Origin of the sequence: Albidovulum inexpectatum (assembly GCF_002927635.1) — a bacterium.
GTDB lineage: Bacteria > Pseudomonadota > Alphaproteobacteria > Rhodobacterales > Rhodobacteraceae > Albidovulum > Albidovulum inexpectatum.
In genome coordinates this window covers 154,562-180,436 of the sequence record NZ_PRDS01000002.1, presented here as the reverse complement: position 1 = coordinate 180,436, position 25,875 = coordinate 154,562, and the positions used below count along the sequence as shown (strand labels likewise).

The following is a 25,875-nucleotide window of genomic DNA, read 5'->3' as shown; positions in this document are numbered from 1 at the left end:
AAGGCCAAAGGCGTCACAGGCGTGCGAGCCGCTCGGTCAGAAGGCGATAGAATCCATCCGCATCCACGTCGCGCATGAACATGGCGTTGGCGGGACGGTCGGTTACGCGCCACCAATCGGCAACCGTCATGCCGGTGGTGAAACGGCCTTCGGTCTCGATCTCGACATTGAGATGGCGGCCGGAAAACAGGTCCGGCTGCAGAAGATAGGCAATGGTGCAGGGGTCGTGAAGCGGCGCGCCTTCGGAACCGTATTTCGCCATGTCGTAGCGTTCGAAGAAATCGGTCCAGCTGGCCACGGCATGGCCGACCCGCGTGCCCAGGGCGCGAAACGCCTCGACCCGCGCGCGCGTGGTCAGGACCTTGTGCGTCACATCCAGCGGCATTACGACCAGCGGCACACCCGAGCCAAAGACGATGCGCGCGGCCTCTGGATCGACATAGATATTGAATTCGGCGGCGGGGGTGACGTTGCCGACCTCGAAATACGCCCCGCCCATCAGAACGATTTCCGCCACGCGCGGGACGATGCCGGGCGCGCGCTGAAAGGCCGTTGCGATATTGGTCAGCGGCCCGATCGGGCACAGCGTAACGGTTCCTTCGGGCTCGTCGTGCAGGGTCTGGATCAGGAAATCCACGGCGTGCCCCTCGGCCAGGGGCATCGTCGGTTCGGGCAGGGCGATCCCGTCAAGGCCGCTCTTTCCGTGGACATATTCGGCGGTGACAAGATCGCGGTTCATCGGCCGGTCGCAGCCGGCAAAGACCCGTATATCCGTGCGGCCGGCCAGTTCGCAGACGATCCGGGCATTGCGCGCGGTCAGGGCCAGCGGCACGTTGCCCGCAACGGCCGTGATGCCCAGAAGCTCCAGTTCGGGCGAAGCGAGCGCAAGAAGGATGGCCACGGCATCGTCCTGACCGGGATCGGTGTCGATGATGATCTTGCGTGGGCGCGTCATGTGGCTTGTTTCCCGTATCTGTCGTCGATTTGCGCGAAGGCTGCCCCGAGTGCGGGGAATTGTCCACGGGTCCAGTCGAAGATCGTCGGATCCGGCACATCAAGAAGACACAAACGGCCCCGGGGTGACCCCCGGAGCCGAAAAGTCAATATTTTGGCAATTTAGCCGTCGAAGTTCACTTCTTCCATCAGCTTCAGGGCCGCCGGGCGCGAACGCGCGACATCCATCAGGTTCAGCGTGTCGGGCGTGAATTCGCCCCAGCTTGCCACCACGGGCGACAGCGCTACGCCGGGCTTGACGGGGAATTCGTAGTTCAGCTCGGCATAGATCTGCTGTGCTTCGTCCGAGGCCAGGAATTCCATCAGTTTCAACGCGGCCTCGCGGTTCGGGGCGGCCTTGGTCATGGCCACGCCCGAGACGTTCATGTGCGTGCCGCCATTTTCAAAGACCGGATAGATGATGCGGACCGAGTTCGCCCATTCCTGCTGCTCGGGATCCTCCAGCATCTTGCCCATGTAATAGGTGTTGCCCAGGCTGATGTCGCATTCGCCGGCCCAGATCGACTTGACCTGCGCGCGGTCGTTGCCTTCGGGCTTCTTGGCCAGGTTCGCCTTCAGGCCCTTCAGCCATTCGCGGGTATAGTCGATGCCGTGATGTTCGATCATCGCGGCCGTCAGGCCAAGATTGTAGTCATGGGTGCCCGGACGCGTGCAGATGCGTCCTTTCCATTTGGGATCGGCCAGGTCTTCGTAGGTCGTTACCTCGCCGTCGGCCACGCGTTCCTTGCTGGCATAGACGACGCGCGCACGGGTCGTCAGGCCGAACCACTGGTTGCCCGGATCGCGGAATTCCGCGGGGATGTTGGCGGTCAGGACCTCTGACTCGACAGGCTGGGTCACGCCGGCATCGACAACCTCGGCAAGGCGCGCGATGTCCACGGTCATGACCAGATCGGCCGGGCTGCGGTCGCCTTCGTTGACAAGACGTTCGACCATGCCCTTGTCGATCGTGGCCACATTCACTTCGATCCCGGTCTTTTCGGTAAAGCGATCGAAGAGCGGCTGGATCAGTTCGGGCTGCCGCAGGGAATAGACGTTCACCTCTTCGGCGGCCAGCGGGGTGGCAATTGCGGCAAGCGCCAGGGCAAAGATGGGCATGCGGGTCATAATTCACGACTCCTTTTGTCAGGTTATGGCGGCGTTATTGCCGAGCCGGATTCCCCCGTCAATACCCGACAAAAAAAATCGGAAAAATTTTCAGGGTGTGGAAGCGACCTCGTCCGAATGGTGCTGCTTCTCTGTCTGCTTCACCTGGTTCCAGATCGCGTCCATCTCTTCCAGGGTGCTGTCACTGGGGGTCTTGCCGCGCCGGGCAAGTTCGGCCTCGATCGCCTTGAAACGGCGCGTAAACTTGGAATTTGCCGCACGCAGAGCAGCTTCCGGGTCAATCTTTAGATGGCGCGCAAGGTTTGCCATGACGAACAACAGATCGCCGAACTCCTCGAAGACGTCCTGTTGGCTCTTGTTCTGCCGGGCTTCGACAAGTTCGCGTGTCTCTTCGGCGATCTTGTCCAGTACCTGATCAGTTGCCGGCCAGTCGAAACCGACGCGTGCGGCGCGTGACTGCAGCTTGACCGCACGGGTCAGGGCCGGCAAGCCCAGGGCCACACCGTCCAGAACCCCGGCATTTGCCTTGCTGGCGCGCTCGGCGGCCTTGATACGTTCCCAGTCTCGGGTCTGCTGTTCGGCTGTCTTGTCACGACTCTCATCGCCAAAGACATGCGGGTGGCGGGCGATCATCTTGTCGCAGATCAGGCGCACGACCGCGTCGAAATCGAACAAGCCGGCCTCTTCGGCCAGGCGCGCATGATAGACGGACTGGAAGAGAAGATCGCCCAGTTCGCCCTTCAGGTCTTGCCAGTCACGACGCTCGATCGCATCGGCGACCTCGTGGGCCTCTTCGATCGTGTAGGGCGCAATCGTGTCGAATGTCTGTTCGATATCCCAGGGGCAGCCAGTCTCGGGGTCGCGCAGGCGCGCCATGATCTCGACCAGCCGGGCGATGCCGCCCTGCGGGTCATGGACCAGACGATCGGACGCCTCCTTGCCGGGGGTCTTTCTGCTGTCAGACATCTGCTGTCTCCTGTTGCATATCTTGGCGGCAGCTAAGCCGACAGATTGGCCGAAGTCCACCGGGTCGGCTGAACGTGTCTTTGGCTTGACGAATCAATGCGGTCGGCGCTTGGCTTGGCGCACCGGATCGGTGGCGTCTCCGGCACGAATGACGCCAGTGACAAAGGTCGGCCAAGGCGGTGCGGCCGCCCCACACGGATGGGGCATCCAGATGACGGAGCAATCGGATGGCATTGGAAGACGCGAAGCGTCAGGTCGATCTGGCCTTCACGCGACCCGAGCGGCGTGGACTGGCCTTCGAGAATACCTTTGGCGGCGCGACCAGTTTCCTGCGCAGGCGCTATACCAAGGATCTGTCGGGGGTCGATCTGGTCGTAACCGGTGTTCCGTTTGATCAGGCCGTCACGAATCGGCCGGGCACGCGCTTCGGACCGCGCGCGATCCGCGAGGCTTCGACACTGCAGCCATTCGACCCGCCCTATGGCTGGGGCTTCTCGCCGCTCGATGAATTCGACATCGTCGACTATGGCGACCTGGCTTTCGACTATGCCGATGTCGCGGCCTTTCCCGACCGTCTGACCGATCATGTCCGTACCATCCTGCAGGCTGGCCCCGGAACGATTGCCCTTGGCGGCGATCACTATGTGACGTTTCCGATCCTGCGGGCCTATGCGGAACGGTTTGGGCCCTTGTCGCTGATCCATTTCGACGCCCATTCCGACACCTGGCCCGACGACGACATGAGCCGGATCGATCATGGCACCATGTTCTACAAGGCAATCAAGCTGGGTCTGATCGACCCCGCCCGTTCTGTTCAGATCGGCATCCGCACGCATAATGACGACTTCATGGGCATGAACGTGATCGATGCACGCAGCGTGCACGAAGAGGGCGCGGCCGAGGTTGCGCGGCGCATCCGCCGGATCGTGGGTGACCATCCCTGTTATCTGACGTTTGACATTGACTGTCTCGATCCCGCTTTCGCGCCGGGGACGGGAACCCCCGTCTGGGGTGGGCTTGCCTCGTGGCAGGCGGCTGCCATTCTGCGCGACATCGCGGGTGTTCGGCTGGTGGGCGGCGACGTGGTCGAGGTCTCTCCGGCCTATGACACGACCGGGGCGACGGCCATCGCGGGTGCCCATGTCGCGCATGAACTGATCTGCCTGTATCTGTGGATGCGGAGAAGCACGTGAAACCGGTCCTGATAGTTGTCGTTGCCCTGGTGGGCGCGGGTCTTGCATGGATTCGCCTTGCGCCCTCTGATCCTACGCGTTGGCATGTGGCGCCGCGATTGCCGGCCGACCTTGCCCCGCAGCCGCCGGGGCCAGAGGCCGTTCTGCCACAGACCGGCGGCGCCCATGCCTTGATCCGACTGCAGGGTGTGACCCCCGAGAAAGCCCTTGCGCAACTTGACGCCATCGCGCGGTCCACGCCGCGGACAGTGCGGCTTGCGGGCGATCCCGCGCAGGGGCGGATCACCTGGATCACGCGGTCGCGCCTGTTTGGATTTCCCGATTACACCACCGCCGAGGCGCGCGCTGCGGATGGCGGGGCAATCGTGACGATCCACGCCCGGCTGCGCTTTGGGTACAGCGACATGGGCGTGAACGCCGCGCGGCTGCGTGACTGGCTGGCCCGGCTGGCGGATGCACAAGCCTGACCCCTTGACCCGGAACGCCCCAGACGCCAAACCCGCGCCATGATACCGCATGACAAGCTCGACCAGATCGTACAGCGACTCGAATATCTCGAGGCACGACTGTCTGCCGGCGCCGATCCGGCGGATATTGCGCGCCTGAGCCGGGAATATTCCGAGCTGAAGCCCGTCGTGGCCGAAATTCGGGCCTATCGTCAGGCATTGTCCGACCTGGCCGAGGCCGAAACCATGCTGGAAGACCCCGAAATGCGCGCGCTGGCCGAGGAAGAGATCCCGGCCCTGCGGGCCCGTATCCCCGAGATGGAGCAGCGACTGAAGCTGGCGCTGTTGCCCAGGGACGCGGCCGATTCCCGGCCTGCGATCCTCGAGATCCGTCCCGGAACGGGCGGCGAGGAGGCCGCGCTGTTCGCCGCGGACCTTCTGCGCATGTATCAGAAATTCGCCGAACGGCAGGGATGGCGCTTCGAAATCCTCGAGTTGTCCGAAACGGAGCTGGGGGGGATCAAGGAAGTCGTTGCCAGGATCGCGGGCGAGGGCGTCTTCGCCCGACTGAAATTCGAATCCGGCGTGCATCGGGTCCAGCGCGTGCCGGAAACCGAGGCGGGTGGACGCATCCATACCTCGGCCGCGACTGTCGCCGTTCTGCCCGAGGCAGAGGATGTCGAGATCGAGATCCCCGACTCCGACATTCGCATCGATACGATGCGGGCATCGGGCGCGGGTGGGCAGCATGTGAACACGACCGACTCGGCGGTGCGGATCACGCATATTCCGACCGGGATTGTGGTCACCAGTTCCGAGAAATCCCAGCATCAGAACCGCGCCAATGCGATGGCCGTCCTGCGCGCCCGTTTGTATGACATGGAGCGTCGAAAGGCCGCCGAACAGCGTGCGGCCGAACGCAAGGCCCAGGTCGGGACAGGCGACCGGTCGGAACGCATCCGCACCTACAACTTCCCGCAGGGCCGGATGACCGATCACCGTATCGGGCTGACATTGTATCGGCTGGGCGAGATCATGCAGGGCGATCTGACCGAGGTGACCGACGCCCTGATCGCCGCCGACCAGGCCGCAAGGCTGGCCGAGATGGAAGGCCAATCATAGTGGCCGAGCGCGCATCGCGTCTGCTAGCCGAAGCCGTGCGGGCCCTGCGGGCGGCCGGGATCGACACGCCTGAAAGGGATGCGCGCCGGCTTCTCGCCCATGCCGCTGGAGTGGCGCCCGACCGCGTGACCCTGCTACTGTCCGAGGATCTGGTAGACGATCAGGCGGACGCCTTTCGCGGCCTGGTCGCGCGCCGCGCCGCGCGGGAACCGGTCAGCCAGATCCTTGGCCGGCGGGAATTCTTTGGCCTTTCCTTTTGCGTGACGCGCGACACGCTGGACCCGCGCCCGGAAACCGAATTGCTGGTCGAAGCCGCCCTGGCGCGACCGTTCCAGCGCGTTCTGGATCTGGGAACCGGGACCGGCTGTATTCTGCTGTCCTGTCTGTTCCATCGGCCAGCGGCCCAAGGGGTTGGGGTGGATGTTTCCCCGGCCGCGCTGCAGGTCGCCAGGAAAAATGCCGCGGCCCTTGGCCTGTCGGACAGGGCGGAATTCGTTCAGTCCGATTGGCTCACCAATGTGCAGGGCCGATTTGACCTGGTCGTTTCCAATCCACCCTATATTTCGCTGGATGAAATGGCGCGGCTGTCCCCAGAGGTCCGCGAATGGGAGCCGCATCTGGCGCTTACGCCCGGCGGTGACGGGCTGGAGGCCTATCGCGCGATCGCGGCAGGAATCGGCCGGGTTCTTGCGCCCGGAGGGCGGGTCCTGCTCGAGATTGGCCCGACACAGGCCGCGGATGTCTGCAGGATCCTTGCAGATGCGGATTTGCACGGCATCGAGGTGCTGCGCGATCTTGACGGCCGGGACCGGGTTGTCTGCGCGCAATCGTGATGCGGACCGGGCAGCGGGTTCTTGCGCATCGGGGCAGCGATCTGACATACTGTTGCGGAAATCCACCACAATTTCGGAATGCGGTGAATTTCCGCTTGCTCACAGCGCGGCGCCGTGCATTAAAGAGGCCGTTCCGGGCGGTGATTTGACCCAGCCCCGAACTGGTTTGCCCTGCACAAAACGACCGCAGATTAGCCGAACTTGACAGGTGCGGCACAGACGCCGGGCAAGAAACCTACAGCCCTATGGCCTGAACAGACGAAAGCATTATGAGATCTTCCAAGAACCGTTCGCGCTCGAAATCGAACAGGCAGCGTCCGCTCGGCAATATCGTGAACCGGGTGTTCGAGTCCTCGGGCCCCGAGGGCAAGGTACGCGGCACGCCGCAGCAGATCATCGACAAGTATCTGGCGCTGGCGCGTGATGCTCAGCTGTCCAACGACCGCGTTGCCGAACAGAACTTTCTGCAGCATGCCGAGCATTACACGCGCTTGCTGAGCGATGCTCAGCGTGAGATGCAGCGTGAACAGGAAGCGCGGCAGGCTCAGCAGCAGAACCAGCAGCAGAACCAGCAAAATCAGCACGCGGGCGGGCAGGGCGAATCCGGCAGCCAGCAGCAGGGCGGTTCGGGCGAGGAAAACCGGGGCCGCAACCGTCGCCGCAATGACCGCGACTCGCGCCAGCGTGATGACGCTTTGCCAAGCGTCTCGACAAAGGACGATGACGAGGTTCTGGTCGAAACGCCGGAATCGAAGATCGATGAAAATCAGGCATCCGCGACCTCTGCTGCGCCGGTGGGCGACGAAGGAAAAAACGACGGCGCGAAGAATGATCAGCCAGCCGATGAGGCCAAGCCCGTGCGCAAGCGCAGCCCGCGCAAGCCGCGTACGCGCAAGTCCGATCAGGCAGAGGAGTCCGCAGGTTCCGACGGCAAGCCCGACGCCTCGCCGGAAACGCCCGCTGACGCGGCCGAGTGACGGCAGGGGCCATGTTGGATGAATGACGAACGGGGCGCTGCTGCGCCCCGTTTTTCATGTCGGCCGCCTGGTGCTGCGGCGTATTCGAAGAACCATCGCATCAGTCTTGGCGGGCGATTACCCGGGCCAGCCGACACCATGATTCCAGATCGATCTCCTCGGCCCGTGCCGTCGGGGGGATTCCCGCTTCGCTCAGCTTCTGTTCGATATCCGGCCCCAGCGTTTTCAGAGACGACCGCAGCATCTTGCGGCGCTGGTTGAACCCGGCGGCGACGACGCGATTCAGAACCTTCGGGTCCGCAGGGAACCGAGGTTCAGGCAGCGCTTTCAGATGGACGACCGCCGAATGGACCTTGGGTGCGGGGGTAAAGGCTTCCGGCGGCAGGGTCAGAACGATGGCCGGATCGGTGCGCCACCGCGCCAGGATCGCCAGACGCCCATAGGCCTTGTCACCCGGACGCGCGACGATGCGTTGTGCGACCTCCTTCTGGAACATCAGCGTCAGGCTTTCCCAGACAGGCGGCCAGTCCGGGGGCGACAGCCAGCGGGTCAGCAGCTCGGTTCCCACATTGTAGGGCAGGTTGGACACGATGCGTATTGGCGGGGTCAGATATTGAAGCGGATCGACCTCCAGTGCATCGGCATTGAGAACCTCCAGCCTGCCCGGATAGGCGTCGGCAATCTGGGCCAGGGCGGGCAGGCAACGGGCATCCTTCTCTATCGCCAGGACCTTGCGCGCGCCTTGGGCCAACAGGCCGCGAGTCAGGCCGCCGGGACCGGGGCCGACCTCGAGCACATCGCATTGTGTAAGGTCGCCGGCTGCGCGGGCGATCCGGGCGGTGAGGTTCAGATCCAGCAGAAAGTTCTGCCCCAGCGACTTCTTCGCGGCGATTCCGTGTTCGGCAATCACCGCGCGCAGGGGCGGAAGGTCGTCTATGCCTGCCATGGCGTCCCCCTGCGGCTGGCCATGTCGGCCGCCATGCGCAGCGCGGCAATCAGGCTTGCGGGATCGGCGCGGCCGGTGCCGGCAATGTCCAGCGCCGTGCCGTGATCGGGTGAAGTCCGCACGAAGGGCAGGCCCAGCGTGACATTCACGCCGCCGGCAAAGTCGATCGTCTTGATCGGGATCAGCGCCTGATCGTGATACATGCAGATTGCCACATCATACCCGTCCCGAGCGTCCTTGTGAAACATCGTATCGGCAGAAAGCGGGCCGCGGATCGCATGACCGTCGGCGCGCAATTCCTCTAGGACGGGAGCGATGATGCGGATTTCCTCGTCCCCCATGGCGCCGCCTTCACCTGCATGGGGGTTCAGTCCGGCAACCGCGATCCGCGGCAATGTCAGGCCGAAATCGCGGCGCAGCGCATCATGCGTTATGCGGATCGTGTCGCGCAGCAGGTCAGGGGTCAGCGCGCCCGGGACCCTTGCCAGCGGGACGTGGATCGTCACCGGAACCACCCTCAGCCCGGGACAGGCCAGCATCATCACGACACGATCGACCTGGGCAAGATGGGCAAGAAACTCGGTATGGCCGGGAAAGGCGAAGTTTGCGCCTTCGATCAGCGCCTTCTTGCTGATCGGGCCCGTACACAGGGCGGCGGCCTCGCCGCGTCGCACAAGCTGGACGGCCCTTTCGATCACGGCGACGACACCCGCCGCATTCGCCGGGTCCGGTTGGCCGGGTATGCGGGCGGCGGGAAAATCGTGGCGCAGTACGGGCAACGTGTCGGCAGGCAGCGTCATCGCCTCGGCAGCGCGCCGTATCTCGCGCCATTTCGCCGCCTGGGGCAGGTGTCCCGGATCGCCGATCCAGAAGAAGGGCAATCGCGCGCCCAGTTCCAGGCGCGCCTTCCAGGCAATCTCGGGGCCGATTCCCGCGGGTTCGCCGCAGGTCAGCGCTATCGGAAGGTCCGGCATCGGCATTCAGTTGCGCACGATGATGGCATTGGCGCGCAGTTCCTCCAGATACCCCGCTGCCAGGGCGGCAAGGCGCTGATTAGTCAGCTCCTCGCGTACCTGATCGCGGCTGGGGCCTTGGCCAAAGCCCAGCTCCGGATTGACCGCCGGCGCATCCGGCCGGGGTGCCGCAACCGGGATGCCTGTCTCCTCACCCATGGCCAGCGTCGCCGAACGGCGGCAAAGCATCAACAGAACCGTCGCGTTTCCGCGCCGCAAACGGGTCGAGATCTCGTTGTCGTCCAGGCTTGCCAGTTCGTCGGCGATATCGCGGGGCAACGCTGTCTGGACCACGGTCTGCCGGGTCACGGATTCGGCCGGCAGCACACGATACAGGTCGTCGCAGGTATCGACAGCGCCCGCGATGCGAACCGCGGAGCCGTCGGTGGGCAGCAGTGCCTGGGCGTATTCGACACTGATCGCGCCCGGTGCGATCTTGCCGCCGTTCTGTATGCCGCGCAGCCGGAAGATCGCGATGGCATTGCCAACCGGAATTGGGGGGCTGACCTGACCGTTGCCCATCTGCAGTATCACCTGCCGGGCCTGCGGCGGCAGGTTGGTCAGGGGGATCCATCCGATGCGTCCGCCATTTTCGCGCGATGGCGCCGCGGAATAGTTGCGCGCAGCCTCGGCGAACTGGGCCTCGGTCCTGATCTGCCCGGCAAGCTGCAGGGCAAGATCGCGCTGGTCGGCCTGATTGGCCGCCGTGACCGGCAGGATGATCTCGGACAGAAGAACGCGAGGCCCGGCGCCACGCTGCGCGGGCAACGACAACGCCCGGTCGATCTCGGTTTCCGAGATCGATACACGGGGCAGGAACCTTGCCCTGACGACATCGCGCCAGACAAGGCCCGCCTGAACGAAGTCGCGGAAGGTTTCGGGCGCGACGCCGCCCTGGCCAATGGCCTGGATGAATTGCTCGGGCGTCAGGTTCACGCGGGATGCGAATTCCTCCATTCCGGCGCGGATCTGCTGTTCGCTCAGCGTGATGCCCAGATCACGCGCGGCCTGAAGCCGAAGCCGGTCGTTGATCAGATCGCGTTCCGCCAATTCGCGCACGTCGCCCGGCGCGCCCAGCAGGGTCAGGAAACGAACGCGCTGGTCCAGCTCGTATTCGGTGATGACCGAGTCGTTGACCGTGATCGCGGGCGAGAACGGGCCGGCCTGCGCGGTCGTGCCCGTCATGAAGGCAATCGAGGCCAGCGTGCCAAGGATGAGCTGTCTGATCATGTCATTCGTTCCGTCTTGTGCCCTGCCGGTATTCTTTGCTTCTGCTCTTGCCACAGACTGTCCTGCCACGTCATCGCGCGCAAGCCCGGCGTTTTGCGCTTGCCCCTGATGACCCAAGCCCCGTCAGCTCGACGCCCAGATTGATGCTGGTGTCTGCCGTCACGCTTGCCGACGAGGTGTAGCGACGCGACAGCGAAAGGTCCACCAGGATGCAATCGGTCCGATACTGCAAACCGAACCCGGCCCGCGCCGCGCGGTTGGCGATGAAGTCATATCGGCCCGAGACCGAGGCGCGCCAGCCGTCCGAGACGTCCCATCCCGCATCCAGCCACAATTCCGACGTATCGGTGGGGCGATCTTCGCCGGTGTCGGCCGTCAGCCACAGATAGCCGGCCGAGAGATCATAGCTGCCCTTCTGGCGCATCAGGCGCAGTTCCGCGCGCGCAATGTCCAGGCTGTCGTCGATCAGGGCGCGGCCCAGCACGGACAGATCGGAACCCCTGTCGATCCGGGCAGAGACCAGCCAGTCGGAGGACTGGCCCGAAAGTCCCGAAGACGCAGTGAACTGACCCAGATCCTTCGCCCGGAAGACACGTCCGACGACCGTACCCATGGCCCAGCCATCCGGATGGTAACGGGTCCAGCTCAGCCCAAGATTGGCGCGCGTCCCCAGCTCCAGCACGTCGGTTCCCGAAAAGCGGTCATATTCGAAAAGATTGCCTTCGTCGAAAGTGGCATGGCTGCCGTCCTCGTTCGGCACGTCGTCAACATCATTCGGCGCCCAGACCAGTTGCGCCACGGGCTCGAGCACGTCGGTCGCGCCCGTACCGCCGGCCCGGACCCAGGGCCAGCGCAGCTCGACCATGGCGCGTGAAGTCAGCCGCGTGACGGTGGCGGGATAAGTCACATCCTGCGCTATCGAATAGAAATCCGCCCGCGCCTGCGCGCCGCCGGTAAGGATCATTCCGTTCGACAACAGCCAGTTGCGGCGCCAATCGGTCTGGATGCTCAGGCGCGCGACGTCGCGGCCGTCGATTTCCCCGTCGCCATCCGCGTCGGTGGCCGTCTGGGACGATCTGCGGTGGAGGTGCGACTCCAGCGTCAGCTGGCCTTCGCCGCCGATCAGGGCGGGCCGGAAACGGCGCATGAACTCGGCATCGGCAACGATGCTGGGCAATGTCCGGTTGTCGTCACCGTCGCGCAGCGACCAGAACCTGAACAACCGCGCCTCGACATGGCTGTCGCGCCGGGTCCGCGCAACGGTCATGCCGCTGTCAAGCAGGTCGGTGTCACTGAGGCCATAATCCAGAAGATAGGCATCGTCGCTTGCCGTCTGGATCTGGAAATCAAGCGTGAAATCGCGCGGCAGGGCGAATGTGCCATCGCCGAACAGGTAATACCGCGTCTCGTCGGGCACCAGGGCGTCGCGGCTGATCGCGCCTTCCAGCGTATAGCTGCCGGTTCGCCGTGCCTCGCGCCAGCGCAGGCCCAGCGTTCGCGTCCGCGAGGAAGAGACATAGGGCGTCACGGTCAGATCGCGGCTGTCTCCAAGCGTGATGAAATAGGGGACGCGAATGCCGATACCCAGTTCCGTGGTGGTGCGGATCGACGGCGAAAGAAATCCGGTCGCGCGATCCAGCGTCGGGTCGGGCGTCCGCAGCCAGGGCCACCAGAAGACCGGCAGCCCCGCCACCCGCAGCTGTGCGCCTTCATAGTAGATCTGGCGTTCGGTCTGGTCATGCGTGATGCGGCGGGCGCGGACCTCCCAAAGCGGGACAGGGTTCGAGGGGCAGACCTCGCACGACGAGGCGACGGCCCGGTCGAGAATGGTATAGCGCCCTTCCTGGCGTGAAATGCGTTCGGCAGCGATCTGCAACCTGTCCTGCAGGACCATGCGTGCGCCTTGAAGGATGCCATCGCTCAGATCGCGTGACAGATCCGCGGCGTCCGCAATCAGAACCGCACCCGACGGGTCGCTCAGCCAGATCGGCCCCTCGATCGTCAGGCGGTCGGTCCTTGCGTCATAGACGATACGCCGCGCGGTCAGGCGCGCGCCACGATAGAGGACCTCGACCGACCCTTCCGCGACCAACCGATCGTCACGGTCGATCGCCACACGATCGGCCAGAAGTGTGGCCAGGTCCTGCGCCGCGACCGGCAAGGCCGAGACGAGAAAGGCCGCCCATGCCCAGAACCAGGCCGCGCGCCAGAACCGGCCGAAGAGGCGAATCTGCGGCATCACCCGTCCTCCAGATGCAGGATCAGCGAGAGCGACAGCAGGGCGGCGGCCACGGGCGGTGTCCATGCGGCCAGGGCTACGGGGATCTGGCCGTTTTCGCCCAGGACCTGTGCGAAGTTTCGCAGCAGAAAGATCGCAAAGCCCGAAAGAATTGCCAGCAATACGGAAATGCCGGTCCGGCCCGACCGCGCGTGGCGCATCGTGAATCCCGCGCCGACCAATACCATCGTGACCAAAAGCAGCGGCAATGCCAGCTCCATCTGCAACCAGACCAGGTGCTTGCGTGCGGAAAAGCCCGCCTGTTCCAGCGCGCGGATGAAATCAGGCAGATCCCAGATCGCGATGGCCGACGGATCGCCAAGGCTGTCGCGTATCCGCTCGGCCGTCAGATCCGTCGCCAGCCGGTAGCTGGGGTGCAGAACCGCATCGGCCTCGGGATTGGCCCCGGCGACGAAACGCCAACGCTTCGCATCGCTCAGGACCCATGCGCCGGGCGTCAGCTCGGCCTGGGCCGCGTCAAGACGCTCGACCGGGCCTAGCGGGCCGAAGGTGATGAAGGTCACGTCCGTCAGGGTCGTTCCCTCGGCGCTGGCGCGTGCGGCGTGGATCACGGTCTGGCCCTGCTCGCCGCCCTGGCGCAGCCACAGACCTTCCGAGGAGACGGAAACCACGCGCTCCTCGCCGCTGCGATAGCGGTCGGCAAGGCTTTCATAGCGTTTCGACAGACCGGCCACGACCGGGTTCAGGACCGCAACCGCGACCGCGCCGATCGCAAGGGCCGTCAGCAGCGGCGAAACCAGCATCCGCAGCGCCGATCGCCCGGCCGCGCGGATGGCGACCAGCTCCGATGATCGCGCCAGCGCGACGAAGAGCGCGATTGCCGCAAGGATCGTGACCATTGGCAAGATGCGATACACCGTCTCGGGCGCCTTCAGGGCAGCCAGCCGCGCCGCGCCCCCCAGGCCGATGTCATGGCCGGCAAAGCGGCGGATCTGCTCGACCAGTTCGATCAGGTAAAGGACCGCGAAAAAGCCCGTGAGAACCAGCGCGAAGGTTGCCGCGAAACGGCGGGCGAGATAGCGCGACAGGATCATGACGGCACCGCCATGGCCGAACCTGCACGCCTGCGCCAAGGTCGCCCGGCGACAAACAGAAGTCCCCATGCAGCTGCCAGCGCGACCAGGGGCGGAAGATAGACCGCGGGCCACAATTCGGGGCGATCCGAGATCTGGCTTGCCACGCCGTTCACCAGGAACTGAACCGCGACCAGCAGGCTCGTGGCCAGGACGATCTGGCGCCACAGGCCGAAGCGGCTGAACCCTGCTGTCATCAGCGCGCCGAACCCGATCAGCGGCACGGCTAGAGCGACAAGCGATTGGGCAAAGCGTTCATGCCCGGCATAGCGCATCATGTCCGGCGAGATGCGCAAGCGTTCCTGCACCTGCGGATCGGCCCGCAAAAGCGAAATTGTCGATACTTCGTCGGGATCAAGCCGCCGATCCCCGATCTGCGTTCCCAGCGCGGCAAGGTCGAGCGAGAATTCCGAAAACCGGGTGACGGCAAGCCGCCGGCTATCGCGATCAAGCGATTGGGCCATGCCGTCGAACATGACCAGCCGTACGCCCTCGTTGTCCGACAGAAGGAAGGCGCGCCGCGCGGTATGGGTGATTTGCTCGCCTTCGGCGCGATCATCCCAGACAAAGATGTCGCGCAGGGCCCCGGTGTCATCAATCTGACGGATGTAGACGGTCAGGCCCTTGGCCGGGTGCAGAAAGGTGCCTTCCTTCAACAGGCCGGCCGTCGTGTCCGCGGTGATCTCGGCCCGCTTGGCATTCAGGGCGCTGCGGCTTGCGGGCACCAGAGCATGCACGAGCACCGCCATCATCAGCGCAACGATCAGCCCGAACAGGGCGACCGGCCGGGCCATGCGCCATGGCGACATGCCGGCAGCCTGGGCCACGACAAGTTCGCTTTCCGCCCACAGCCTGTTGGTCGTGTAGACCGCCGCCACGAAAGCGGCGACGGGCAGAACCAGCCGCACGACATTGGGCAGCGTAAGGGCCGTGAATTCGAAGAAGACCCAGGCCGACTGGCCATCGGCGATCAGCTCATCAAACAGCAGCACCGCGCGATTGACCCAATAGACCGCGACCAGAATCAGCGCGAAAAAGCCGAACAGCATCATCAGCCGCGACAGGAAATATCGGTCGAATCTGCGGATCATGCCTCAATCGTCCCTGGACCTGCCTATTCCCTAGCCGATCGGACGGGCGGGGAAAACTGGTATCTGGCAAATCGCCCGACCCGGCGCTAGGGTCCGGCCAGACCAAGGAACACAGGAGTCGCACGGCATGTCCGTATCCGTCACTTTCACTGCCCCCGAACTCGAGCCGCTGTCCGAAACCGAAGGCCGTATCGCGGTTCTGGCCGCGCCGGAAGGTACGCTGGATTCGCTGACCCGCAGGCTGGACCGGCGACTGCGCGGCGCGATCGGGCGCGCGGTTTCTTCGTCGCGCTGGGAAAAGCTGAAGGAAGGCGAGGCCATCGAGATCGCCTTCCCCGCGGGCGTCGCGGCCGAGGCCGTTCAGATCGTCAAGCTGTCCCGCCGCGCCGCACCGGCCGAGGCGCGCAAGGCGGGCGCCACGATCGGGAAGGCGATCGGGGAAAAGGGCGTCACCGTGTTGGCGCCGAAATTCGGCCGGGTGGCCGACCTGGCGATGGGCGTGATGCTGGGTGGCTATCGCTTCGATGCCTATCGCAGCGAGTCCAAGCCGCAAGGTGCTGCATGTGTGATGTGCGAAAAGGTCGAGGAAGCGCGTGAAGCCTTTGTGCCTCTGGCCGCCGTGGCCGAAGGCGTCTGCTTTACCCGCGACCTGGTCAACGAGCCGGCCAACGTACTGACCACGACGGAATTCGCCCGTCGCGTGCAGGAGATGACCGATCTTGGTCTCGAGGTCGAGATCCTGGAAGAGGACGAGCTCGAGCGGCTGGGTATGCGCGCGCTTCTGGCGGTGGGGCAGGGATCGGAAAGCCCCTCGAAGGTTGCCGTCATGCAATGGCGTGGCGGCAACCCCGACGAGGCGCCGCTTGCGCTGGTCGGCAAGGGGGTCGTGTTCGACACCGGCGGCATCTCGATCAAGCCGGCGCAGGGCATGGAAGAGATGACCATGGACATGGGCGGCGCGGGCGTCGTCGCGGGCACGATGCGCGCGCTGGCGCGGCGCAAGGCGCGCGCCAATGTCGTGGGCCTGATCGGCCTGGTCGAGAACATGCCCGATGGGCGCGCCCAAAGGCCGGGCGACATCGTGCGCTCGATGAAGGGCGACACGATCGAGGTCATCAACACCGATGCCGAAGGGCGGCTGGTCCTGGCCGATGTGCTGTGGTACGCGCAGGACCGTTTCAAGCCGCGCGCCATCGTCGATCTGGCCACGCTGACCGGCGCCATCATCATCGCCCTTGGGCATCAGAATGCCGGCGTCTTTACCAATGATGAATCTTTCGCCCAGACGCTGCTGAAGGCCGCGCGTGCCGAGGGCGAAGGCGCGTGGCTGATGCCAATGGACACCGATTACGACGAACAGCTCAAGTCGCGCCTTGCGGATGTGAAGAACGTCGGCGGTCGCCCGGCCGGGTCGATCACGGCCGCGCGTTTCCTGCGCCGCTTCGTGCGCGACGATCTGCCCTGGTGCCATATCGACATTGCGGGCGTCACGTTGCCGCCAAAGGCCACGCCGCTGGCGCCCAAGGGCGCCACGGGCTGGGGCGTCATGACGCTGGATCGGCTGGTGCGTGACATGATGGAGGCCTGATGGGCGATGCGCTCTTCTACCATCTGACGCGCTCGCCCGTGGATGCCGCTCTGCTGATGCTGCTGCCAAAGGCACTGCAGGCGGGCTGGCACGTGGTGGTGCGCGGTACCGATGCGGCGCGGCTGGACTGGCTGGACCAGAAGCTGTGGCTGGGCGATGAAGAGCGCTTTCTGCCCCATGGGATCGCGGGCGGGCCGCATGACGCGGCCCAGCCCATTCTCTTGACAACGTCGAAGGACAGGCCAAACGGGGCGGAATGCCTGATGGCCATGGACGGGGCCGAGGTCACGTCGGACGAATGCGCGCAACTGGCGCGCGTCTGCATCCTCTTCGACGGAAACGACCCGGCCGCGCTGGACCGCGCGAGGGCCCAGTGGAAGACGCTGACCGGCGCGGGAATAGGCGCGCAATACTGGAGCGAAGAGGACGGGCGCTGGCAGAAGAAGGCCGAGCGTCCGGCACGCGGCTAGAGGTCGTCGCCCGCGCCTGAATCGGGCAGGATCATGCCGCCGAACTGCTGATCGTAAAGCTGACGGAACAGCCCGCCACGTTCCAGAAGCTCGGCCGCGGTGCCGTATTCGACGATCTGGCCGTCGTTCAGCACGACGATTCGGTCCGCCTGCAGGATCGTGGACAGCCGATGGGCAATCACGATGGTCGTGCGCCCCTGCGTGATTTCCTGCAAGGTATCGCGGATTGCCGCCTCGGAGCTGGCGTCGAGCGCGCTGGTGGCCTCGTCCAGCAGCAGGATTTCGGCATCCCGCAGGATGGTGCGTGCGATCGAGATGCGCTGGCGCTGACCGCCCGACAGGAAGTTGCCGCGCTCTCCGACCTGGGTCTGATAGCCGTCGGGCAATGCCATGATGAAATCATGCGCATGCGCGGCCCGGGCGGCGGCGATCACCTCGTCATCCGTGGCCTCGGGCCGGGCGCAGCGGATATTTTCCATGATCGTGGTCGAAAACAGGAACGTGTCCTGACCGACGAATGAAATCCGCCTGCGCAACGAGGCAAATGTCACGCGCCGCAGGTCCTGACCGTCGATCAGAACCGCGCCCGCATCGGGGTCGTACAGCCGCATGACAAGGTTGAAGACAGTCGATTTGCCGCTGCCCGATGGACCGACCAGCGCCGTTGTCTTGCCCGGCTCGAATGTCAGTGTCAGGTCCGGGATGACGGGGCGCCCGTCGCGATAGCCGAAACGAACGTGGTCAAGCCTGACCTCACCGGGTCCGGGCTGCAGTTCGACCGCGTCGGGGGCTTCCAGCATCGTGTCCGGCTGATCAAGGATGTCGAACATCAGCTGCACCCGCGTCATCAGGTTTTCGGCCTGGATACGGATGCGGGACAGCCGCTTGGCCGGCTCATAGGCCATCAGAAGCGCGGTGACGAAGGACATCAGCTGTCCGGCGCTGGTGGGTTCGCCGCCCAGATCGACCGAACTGATCAGGACCACGGCCGCGATCGCAAATCCCGACAGCATCTCCATCAGAGGGCTTGGAATGGCCTCGAGCCGGGCAATGGAATTGGCCCGCCGTTCGACCTGGGCGACGGCGCGGCGCATCTCGTCGATCATGCGGTCTTCCAGGCCAAAGACCTTGATGACCCGGATCCCGCCCGAAGTTTCCTGGATTATGCGGATGATCTCGGCCAGAGAGGTCGTCTCGGCCCGCGCCATGGCCCGCACCTTGCCCAGAAGTCGACGCAGGATCAGCATCGCGATCGGCCCAATGATCAGCGCCACGAATGACAGAAGCGGCTGCTGGTAGACCATGACCGCGACCAGGCCGATCAGCGTCAACACGTCCTTGACACCCGTCGTGACGAACAGGTTGATCATCTCGCGCGCGGCCTGGGCGCTGTTCGTGACCCGCATCAACAGGTTGGATGATTCGGTTCCATCAAAGAATGCAACGCCTTGCCGAAGCATCTTGAGGTAAAGTCGCAATTGTTGGCGGGCCACGATGCGGTTGCCGGCGCGCTTCATTGCCACCGCCTGGACGTAGGAGGCCACGCCCTTGATCGTGAAGATCACGGCGACCAGCCCGGCCACGCCCCAGACCCGCGCGCGATTGCCGGTATCGGTCATGGCGTCAACGATGCCTTCCATGACCCAGGCGGTCGCGGCAGAGGTCAGCGCGACGACCACCATCGCGGCAATTGCAATTCCATAGGTGCCCGCCTGCGAGCGAATGCCGTCAGCGATCAGGCGGCGGAACAGGTTGGTGCCGATCAGGCGCGCCAGTCCGCGGGCGTTGTCACTATCAGATGTGCTCTGGGCCATTCGGGGGCGTCCCCTTGCTTGTGTGCCGCGGATGCATATCGCGCCTATCGCTTCAGGACCAGACGGTCGGGTGTCAAGGTCATCTCGAACCGGCCAAGCCACGACATGCCAAGCAGCGATGTCTCGAGCTCGCCGCCATTGACCATCGCGGGAACGTTGATGTCGGTCACCTCTCCCACGGTCAGGCTGTGCAGGCGAACGGGGGCGATCCGAACCGTTCCGTTGGCCGTGCTGGCAAACAGACTGTAGTCCAGCGCATCGGGCGCAAGGCCGGCCTGCCAGGCATCCTCGCGGGTCAGGACGATGTCGCTGGCCCCCGTATCGACCATGAAGAGAATATCGGCGCCATTGACCTCGGCCGGAATGTAGAAATGGCCATCCGGCGCCACGGGCACGATGATCGTGTCGGCCGTGATCGTCACGGGGACCGGCGCGGCGGCCCGGCGAATGTCCTGCCACAATCCGATGACCGCGATTGCCCCCAGAAAGATCAGCCCCCAGATCGCGGCCTGTTGCGCGATGCGTCCCAATGATTGCCGCGTGCCGACCAGCAGTGCTCCGGCGATGGCCGCGCCCAGCAGCGCAAGATACAGCAGGCGCGCGATGTCGTCACCGCTCATCAGAACAGCCCGCTGCCCTTGAGACCGTCGATGACGAATTGCACCGACAACGCGGCCAGCAGCATCCCCAGGAGGCGGGTGATCACATTGGTGCCGGTCCGCCCCAGGAGCCGCTCGAGCGGCGTCGCAACCAGGAACAGGGCAAAGGTCAGCAGCAGGACCGCAACGACAAGGCCCATGACCGTGCCGATGCCGGCCCATCCGCCCCCGGTCTGTCCCTTCAGCAGGATCACCGTTGCAATCGCGCCCGGCCCGGCGATCAGCGGTGTCGCAAGGGGGAAAACCGAAGGGTCGTGATGAGGCTCGATGCTCTGGCCCTCGCGGCGCTGGCTGCGGCGTTCGAACAGCATGTCCAGGGCGGTCAGCAGCAACAGGATACCCCCCGCGATCCGGAAGGCCGGCATGGAAATGCCGATGAAGCCCAGAAGGGATTCGCCAAACACGGTGAAGAGCGCCAGCAGCGCCAGCGCGATCAGGCAGGCACGCACCGCCATCTGGCGGCGATAGCTTGCGCCCATGCCCTGTGTCAGGGCGATGAAGACAGGCGTCAGGCCGATCGGGTCCATGACCACGAACAGCGTGACAAAGGCGGTGATCAGAAAGGCGCTATCCATGGTCCGTGATTAGGGCGGTGTCGGGGGATGGGCAAGGGGTCTGGTCGGTGGTCAGGCGCTCTCGGCGTTCTCCAGTGCCTCTTGTGCGGCAAGCCACAGATCCTCGGCGCGCCGCTCGGCCTCCTCCAGCTCGGCGAACTTGCGGTTCCATCTTTCCAGCTCGTGGCGCCGCGAATCCTCGTACAGCGCCGGATCGGCCAGCCTTTCGGACAGCTTGCTGCGCATCTCGGCCAGCTTGGCGATCCTTTCCTCGCAGCGGCGGACCTCGGCGCGAAGCGCCAGGATCTTTTCCCGCGACGGCCGGGCCGAGGTTCTGGGGCGCTCTGGCGCGGGCCGTGACTTGGCGGGTTCGTCGGAAGAAAGCAGCTCTTTGCGGTAACTGTCCAGATCGGCCTCATAGGGCGAAACCGCGCCGGACCGGACCAGCCAGAGACGGTCTGCGACAAGGTTCAAAAGGTGCATGTCGTGGCTGACCAGTATCACGGCACCCGAATAGGCGTTCAGCGCCGTGACCAGCGCCTCGCGGCTTTCGATGTCCAGATGGTTGGTCGGCTCGTCCAGGATCAGCAGATGGGGAGCGTCCAGCGTGGCCAGCAGCAGCGACAGCCGCGCCTTCTGCCCACCCGACAGACGCGCGACGGGTGTTTCGGCCTGATCGGCGCCCAGACCGAAGCCGGCCAGCCGCGCGCGCAGGCGGGACGGGGCCTCGTCGGGGCGCGCGCGCCGCACATGATCAAGCGGCGTTTCCTCCAGCCGCAATTCATCCACCTGGTGCTGCGCGAAATAGCCGATGCGCAGTTTCGGCGAACGCGTGATCCGGCCCGCCATCGGCTCCAGCCGGCCTGCCAGCAGTTTTGACAGGGTCGACTTGCCCTCGCCATTGCGGCCCAGAAGCGCGATGCGGTCGTCCTGGTCGATGCGCAGCGACAGGTTGCGCAGCACCGGTTTGCCGTCATAGCCGACCGACACGCCTTCAAGCGCGATGATCGGTGCGGAAAGCTGCTCGGGCTCGGGGAAGGTAAAGGCGACACGGTGCGCGGCCTCGGGCGTGGCGATGGGCTCCATCTTTTCCAGCATCTTCAGCCTGGCCTGCGCCTGGCGGGCCTTGGACGCCTTGTAGCGGAACCGGTCCACGAAACTTTGCAGATGCACGCGCTGCTGGGCCTGCTTGCGCGCCTCGGCCTCGGCCACGGCGCGCTGTTCGGCGCGCGTGCGGGCAAAGGTGTCGTAATTGCCCGAATAAAGCGTCAGCTTGCAGTTTTCCAAGTGCAGGATCGACCCGACGGCGCGGTTCAGCAGCCCGCGATCATGGCTGATCACGATTACGGTATAGGGATAGCGCGCAAGATAGCCTTCCAGCCACAGCGCGCCTTCGAGGTCGAGATAGTTCGTCGGCTCGTCGAGCAGCAACAGGTCTGGCGCGGAAAACAGGACGCCGGCCAACGCGACCCGCATCCGCCATCCGCCCGAGAAGTCCGAACAGGGCCTGCGCTGGGCCGCGTCGTCAAAGCCAAGCCCCTTGAGGATGGCGCTGGCGCGGGCCTCGGCCGACCAGGCGTCGATATCGGCAAGGCGTGCCTGGATCTCGGCGATACGGTTGGGGTCGGTCGCGGTTTCGGCTTCGGCCAGCAGGCGCGCGCGCTCTTGATCCGCGCCAAGAACGGTGTCGAGCAACGACACCGGGCTGGCCGGCGCTTCCTGGGCCACGCCACCGATGCGGGCACGCGGGGGCAGGTGGATCTCGCCGCCTTCCAGCGCAAGTTCGCCCCGGATCAGCCGGAACAGGGTCGTCTTGCCCGCTCCGTTCGGACCGACAAGGCCCACCTTGTGTCCCACGGGAATCGTGGCCGATGCGCCCTGGAACAGCGGGCGGCCTTCGACGGAATACGAGATATCGGATATGCGCAGCATGAGCCGGGCCATAGCACAGGCCAAAGCCCGGGTGAAAGCGGGCACAGGACGCGCGCGTGTCTTTTCATTCCCGTTTGCCCATGCTAGCAGGCGCGCAATCCGCAACCCGGCGCGGGCATCGCTTCGCGCCACAGAAAACAGAGGCAATCATGGCGATCGAACGCACGCTGTCCATCATCAAGCCCGACGCGACCAAGCGCAACCTGACCGGCAAGATCAACGCCAAGTTCGAGGAAGCGGGCCTGCGCATCGTTGCCCAGAAGCGCATCCGCCTGACCAAGGAACAGGCCGGCAAGTTCTATGAAGTCCACAAGGAACGCCCGTTCTATGACGAACTGTGCGAGTTCATGGCCTCGGGTCCCGTTGTCGTTCAGGTTCTGGAAGGCGAAAACGCCGTTGCGAAGAACCGCGAAGTGATGGGCGCGACGAACCCTGCCGACGCTGCCGAGGGTACGATCCGCAAGGAGTTCGCCCTGTCGGTCGGCGAAAACTCGGTCCACGGTTCGGATTCGGCCGAAAACGCGGCCAAGGAAATCGCGTTCTTCTTCTCGGACCTCGAGATCGTCGGCTGATCTAGGCTTTCGGGATCAGTCCGATCTGGTTCAGGACCGTCTCCAACCGGAGGCGGTCCTTTTCATTCCGCTTTTCGGGGTCTGGCGACAGCCCGGCCTTGATCTGATCAAAGCGCCGACGCAGGTCGCGTTTTTCCTGGGCCGAGCAATCGTTCCATGGGCGGCCCTGCAGGCCCATCACCAGCACGTAATAGCCAATGAAATGCGGCCGTGCGCCGGATTCCAGCAATCTCCGATAGGCCTCATCCGCGCCAAGACGGCGTAACTGGCCCGCGGAATGGATGCCGGCTCGCGCAAAGGCCGCCTCGGCAGCCGGACCCAGATTGCGTATCGAGGAGACCGGCGCATCGGCATCGACGGGTGCGGGGCGCGACTGCCCCTTGGGGGCTTCATCGGTCATGTCTGCGCAATCCTTGCCATGGGCACCCTGCGCGCTGTGCTGGTGCTGTTGGCACCTGCCGTCGGCACTGCACGCTTAGCGCGCGGCGGTCAACAGCGTGGCAGGTCATTGCCGCAAACTCACGACCTCAGATTGCGGCCCAGTCGCCAAGGAACCCGCAGAAGTCCCGTGGGCGCATCTGCTCTTCCGGCGTTTCGGCGGTGTCCGTTTGCGCGCTATCGGAAGACCCGCCGTGTTGTTGCCTGCCGCGAACCTTGGTCTCGGGATCGCTTGGGTCCCGTTCGCTTCCGTGGCGGTGAATGTTCATCATCCGCTCCTTCCCTTGCGCCGTTTCCGGCAAAACCAGACGCCACTTCCGGCGCCACCTCTCACTCCGCCCCGGGCGGGGCCACCATGCCGATGCGAGCCATAATGGCGCGCACAGTTCGGCAAGGTGATTCTGCGCTCTCGACGTCCATGTGCCAAGCGTCGATATGGACGACGCCCGGAATAGAGGCAGATTGGTAACGAAAAGCCTGCCTTGCGGCGTTTTTGTTTAAGGCGGGCAATGTTTCGTGAGCGGGCGGAAGGACGGGGAGCTCGTTTCAGTCCCGAAAACAGGCGGCCAGATCCGCTGGCAGATCGAATTCGCGCAGGACACGCGCGCGCGCCTCGGCCGACATCTTGCGGGCCGTGCGCGAAACGATCCGCTGCAGCGCCTCGGGATCCTTGTCCTTCGCGAAGGGTTCGAAATACCAGCGCAGGAAGACGAAGCAGATCACGTCCTCCAGGGCCTGCACATCGGGATCGCGCTTGATCCCTTCCTTGCGCAGCATCTTCTGCACATGAGAGATCGAGTCCTCGGGATAACCCGCCTCACGCATGATCTGGCCGACCCTTTGCGCGTGGTGCTCGGCCAGGGCGCGGCGCCACGCCAGATAGCCCTGCCTGTCCCGTGGGTAGGACTCGCGCGGCAGGATCCAGCGTTCGATATGCTGGCCACGCGCGGCGATCTGCAATTCCTCGGACGCGCCGGGAAACAGGCGCTGCAGCTCGGCGCTCATGCGTTCGCCATAAAGCCGTGCGGCGGGCGCGCCTTCCGACCGGTCTGGATCGGCATCATTGGCTGCATCAATCGCGGCGATCACGGTGTCAAGGCGGCTCATGTGATTTGCTCCTACAGGAGGTTGCGAACGCGGTTCAGCATCAGCGCAAGCAGTTCGTCTGCCTGCTGCTGATCATCGGCTTCGACATAGACGCGAAGTTCCGGCGCATTGCCCGACGGGCGCAGGTGGACGATGGCCCCATCGGTCAGGCTGATACGCAAGCCATCCGTCCGGTCGATCCGGTCCTCGGCCCCAAGCCCGGCCAGAAGTCTGGCGCGCAGATCAGATCCGGAATCGAGCGCCGCGACCAGGGAAGCAGACTGCTCGGTCGGGATTTCCTGCAGCCGGTCGGCGGCAGTGCGCCGGCCGGGAAGGCCAGCCAGCAAATCCGACAGGTCGGTCCCATGCCGCGCGGCACGCGCAAGGATCGCAAGGATCGGCAGCATGGCATCGCGCGTCAGCAGCGGCGAAAGCGGCACGCGCCCCTTGGCCGAAAAGCCCAGAAGAAAGCCGCCATTGGCCTCGAAACCCGCGACCCGGGCGGCCGGGTCCGCCATTGCCTGTTTCATGCCCGCAATCACATGGGGCGAGCCGATCCGCGTGCGTATCACCCGCGCGAACAGCCCGCACCGTTCGATCGCGGTGTTCGACGAAACCGGTGTGACCACCGTATCGGCGCCAAGTTCCGCGGCGGTCAGAAGTCCCAGGATGTCGCCGGGAACCACCCGGCCCGTTTCATTTGCAACCAGCGGGCGGTCGGCATCTCCATCCGTTGACACGATGGCGTCCAGATCCAGATCGCGCACCCAGTCCTGCAGCCGCCTTCGGGTGTCGGTATCGACGGCCTCGGTATCGACGGGCACGAATTCCTGGGATCTGTCCAATTCGATGACGCGCGCACCAAGGCGCCTCAACAATTCGGGCAACAGATCGCGCGCCACCGAACTGTGCTGCCAGACGCCGATCGTCAGCCCGGCGAGGGCCTGATCCGGCAGGAAATCCACGTGGCGATCGATATAGGCCCGCGCGGCCGCGGGCATCGGGGTTGCGCAGGCGCGGGGCGCGGGGGTCGGGCCCGAAAGCGCGGCGACGATCGCCTTTTCCTGTTGCTTGGTAATCTCGCCTTCGGGCGTGTAGAATTTCAGTCCGTTGCGATCCGCAGGAATATGGCTGCCGGTTACCATGATTGCCGGGGCATCGCGTTGCATGGCCGCCATGGCAAGCGCGGGCGTGGGCAAGACGCCGCAGTCGAAGGTTCGGAGACCGCATTCCGCGGCGGCTGATATGACGGCCTCTGCGATCCGGGCCGAGGACGGGCGCAGATCCCGTCCGATCAGCAGCTCGCCTGAATGGCGTGTGACGGACAGAAAGGCCCGCACATGGTCGGCGACCAGCCCGTCGGTGAGCTCTTCCACCAATCCGCGCAATCCCGATGTGCCGAATCTGGGTGCCATGATTTTCTTGCCAGTTCTTTGTGTCATTGCCCGTTGG

General features: G+C 64.8%; 24 protein-coding genes. 8 read left to right on the top strand and 16 right to left on the bottom strand.

Features of this window, described 5'->3' with window-relative positions; genetic code table 11:
• Positions 1-13: 13 nt before the first annotated feature.
• The 3 genes from LV82_RS04175 to mazG form a co-directional block, all read right to left on the bottom strand.
• Positions 14-955: a nucleoside hydrolase gene (locus LV82_RS04175; protein ID WP_104069468.1), complete on the bottom strand. Its 942-nt coding sequence runs from the start codon at positions 953-955 to the stop codon at positions 14-16.
• 161 nt (positions 956-1,116) lie between these two features.
• A complete protein-coding gene (locus tag LV82_RS04170; protein ID WP_104069467.1) occupies positions 1,117-2,121 on the bottom strand; it encodes a Fe(3+) ABC transporter substrate-binding protein in 1,005 nt (334 codons plus the stop codon).
• Between the two features lie 90 nt (positions 2,122-2,211).
• A complete protein-coding gene (mazG, locus tag LV82_RS04165; RefSeq protein WP_104069466.1) occupies positions 2,212-3,087 on the bottom strand; it encodes a nucleoside triphosphate pyrophosphohydrolase in 876 nt (291 codons plus the stop codon).
• A gap of 227 nt (positions 3,088-3,314) precedes the next feature.
• Between mazG and speB the strand changes: the two genes are divergently transcribed.
• The 5 genes from speB (at position 3,315) to LV82_RS04140 (ending at position 7,658) form a co-directional block, all read left to right on the top strand.
• Positions 3,315-4,280 (top strand): agmatinase, encoded by a 966-nt coding sequence (speB, locus tag LV82_RS04160; RefSeq protein WP_104069465.1) that lies wholly within the window; start codon positions 3,315-3,317, stop codon positions 4,278-4,280.
• Positions 4,277-4,747: a DUF1499 domain-containing protein gene (locus LV82_RS04155; RefSeq protein WP_104069759.1), complete on the top strand. Its 471-nt coding sequence runs from the start codon at positions 4,277-4,279 to the stop codon at positions 4,745-4,747. Before speB ends, LV82_RS04155 begins: the two co-directional genes overlap by 4 nt.
• Before the next feature lie 39 nt (positions 4,748-4,786).
• Positions 4,787-5,848 carry a peptide chain release factor 1 gene (gene prfA, locus LV82_RS04150; RefSeq protein ID WP_104069464.1) on the top strand — a complete coding sequence of 354 codons (1,062 nt, stop codon included), beginning with the start codon at positions 4,787-4,789 and terminating at the stop codon, positions 5,846-5,848.
• The gene (gene prmC / locus LV82_RS04145; RefSeq protein ID WP_104069463.1) at positions 5,848-6,681 is read left to right on the top strand and encodes a peptide chain release factor N(5)-glutamine methyltransferase; all 834 of its coding nucleotides are present in this window, start codon (positions 5,848-5,850) and stop codon (positions 6,679-6,681) included. Before prfA ends, prmC begins: the two co-directional genes overlap by 1 nt.
• A gap of 269 nt (positions 6,682-6,950) precedes the next feature.
• Positions 6,951-7,658 carry a DUF4167 domain-containing protein gene (locus tag LV82_RS04140; protein WP_104069462.1) on the top strand — a complete coding sequence of 236 codons (708 nt, stop codon included), beginning with the start codon at positions 6,951-6,953 and terminating at the stop codon, positions 7,656-7,658.
• A 100-nt stretch (positions 7,659-7,758) separates the two neighbouring features.
• Here the strand turns inward: LV82_RS04140 and rsmA are convergent, their stop codons facing one another.
• From rsmA to lptF, 6 genes are all read right to left on the bottom strand, one after another.
• Positions 7,759-8,604, bottom strand: a complete 846-nt coding sequence (rsmA, locus tag LV82_RS04135) for a 16S rRNA (adenine(1518)-N(6)/adenine(1519)-N(6))-dimethyltransferase RsmA (protein WP_104069461.1) — start codon at positions 8,602-8,604, stop codon at positions 7,759-7,761.
• Positions 8,592-9,578 carry a 4-hydroxythreonine-4-phosphate dehydrogenase PdxA gene (pdxA, locus tag LV82_RS04130; protein WP_104069758.1) on the bottom strand — a complete coding sequence of 329 codons (987 nt, stop codon included), beginning with the start codon at positions 9,576-9,578 and terminating at the stop codon, positions 8,592-8,594. The genes rsmA and pdxA overlap by 13 nt, the downstream gene beginning before the upstream one ends.
• A gap of 6 nt (positions 9,579-9,584) precedes the next feature.
• Positions 9,585-10,847 (bottom strand): peptidylprolyl isomerase, encoded by a 1,263-nt coding sequence (locus LV82_RS04125; protein ID WP_104069460.1) that lies wholly within the window; start codon positions 10,845-10,847, stop codon positions 9,585-9,587.
• 70 nt (positions 10,848-10,917) lie between these two features.
• A complete protein-coding gene (locus LV82_RS04120; RefSeq protein WP_104069459.1) occupies positions 10,918-13,086 on the bottom strand; it encodes an LPS-assembly protein LptD in 2,169 nt (722 codons plus the stop codon).
• The gene (gene lptG, locus LV82_RS04115) at positions 13,086-14,180 is read right to left on the bottom strand and encodes an LPS export ABC transporter permease LptG (protein WP_104069458.1); all 1,095 of its coding nucleotides are present in this window, start codon (positions 14,178-14,180) and stop codon (positions 13,086-13,088) included. Before lptG ends, LV82_RS04120 begins: the two co-directional genes overlap by 1 nt.
• Complete coding sequence (gene lptF, locus LV82_RS04110) at positions 14,177-15,310, bottom strand: LPS export ABC transporter permease LptF (protein ID WP_245873062.1); 1,134 nt, start codon at positions 15,308-15,310, stop codon at positions 14,177-14,179. Before lptF ends, lptG begins: the two co-directional genes overlap by 4 nt.
• 127 nt (positions 15,311-15,437) lie before the next feature.
• Between lptF and LV82_RS04105 the strand changes: the two genes are divergently transcribed.
• Together LV82_RS04105 and LV82_RS04100 are read left to right on the top strand one after the other, a co-directional pair.
• Complete coding sequence (locus LV82_RS04105) at positions 15,438-16,898, top strand: leucyl aminopeptidase (protein WP_104069457.1); 1,461 nt, start codon at positions 15,438-15,440, stop codon at positions 16,896-16,898.
• Entirely contained in the window at positions 16,898-17,368 is a 471-nt protein-coding gene (locus LV82_RS04100; RefSeq protein WP_104069456.1) for a DNA polymerase III subunit chi, read from the top strand. The genes LV82_RS04105 and LV82_RS04100 overlap by 1 nt, the downstream gene beginning before the upstream one ends.
• Here the strand turns inward: LV82_RS04100 and LV82_RS04095 are convergent.
• The 4 genes from LV82_RS04095 to LV82_RS04080 are packed head-to-tail and all read right to left on the bottom strand — an operon-like array spanning position 17,365 to position 22,327.
• Positions 17,365-19,182, bottom strand: a complete 1,818-nt coding sequence (locus LV82_RS04095) for an ABC transporter ATP-binding protein (protein ID WP_104069455.1) — start codon at positions 19,180-19,182, stop codon at positions 17,365-17,367. The two genes, LV82_RS04100 and LV82_RS04095, sit on opposite strands and share 4 nt — an antisense overlap.
• Positions 19,183-19,226: 44 nt before the next feature.
• Complete coding sequence (locus LV82_RS04090) at positions 19,227-19,802, bottom strand: retropepsin-like aspartic protease family protein (RefSeq protein WP_104069454.1); 576 nt, start codon at positions 19,800-19,802, stop codon at positions 19,227-19,229.
• Positions 19,802-20,416, bottom strand: coding sequence for a MarC family protein (locus LV82_RS04085; RefSeq protein ID WP_104069453.1), 615 nt, complete (start codon positions 20,414-20,416; stop codon positions 19,802-19,804). The genes LV82_RS04090 and LV82_RS04085 overlap by 1 nt, the downstream gene beginning before the upstream one ends.
• Positions 20,417-20,467: 51 nt before the next feature.
• On the bottom strand, positions 20,468-22,327 hold the full coding sequence (locus tag LV82_RS04080) for an ABC-F family ATP-binding cassette domain-containing protein (RefSeq protein WP_104069452.1): 1,860 nt from the start codon (positions 22,325-22,327) through the stop codon (positions 20,468-20,470).
• Between the two features lie 149 nt (positions 22,328-22,476).
• On the opposite strand from LV82_RS04080, the gene ndk reads away from it, so the two are divergent.
• A complete protein-coding gene (ndk, locus tag LV82_RS04075) occupies positions 22,477-22,899 on the top strand; it encodes a nucleoside-diphosphate kinase (RefSeq protein WP_104069451.1) in 423 nt (140 codons plus the stop codon).
• Between the two features lies 1 nt (position 22,900).
• On the opposite strand, the gene LV82_RS04070 is transcribed toward ndk, so the two are convergent.
• From LV82_RS04070 to LV82_RS04055, 3 genes are all read right to left on the bottom strand, one after another.
• Positions 22,901-23,299 (bottom strand): TfoX/Sxy family DNA transformation protein, encoded by a 399-nt coding sequence (locus LV82_RS04070; RefSeq protein WP_104069450.1) that lies wholly within the window; start codon positions 23,297-23,299, stop codon positions 22,901-22,903.
• 584 nt (positions 23,300-23,883) lie between these two features.
• Entirely contained in the window at positions 23,884-24,444 is a 561-nt protein-coding gene (locus LV82_RS04060; RefSeq protein WP_104069448.1) for a DUF4202 domain-containing protein, read from the bottom strand.
• A gap of 11 nt (positions 24,445-24,455) precedes the next feature.
• Positions 24,456-25,838: a phosphomannomutase gene (locus LV82_RS04055; protein WP_104069447.1), complete on the bottom strand. Its 1,383-nt coding sequence runs from the start codon at positions 25,836-25,838 to the stop codon at positions 24,456-24,458.
• Positions 25,839-25,875: the final 37 nt, after the last annotated feature.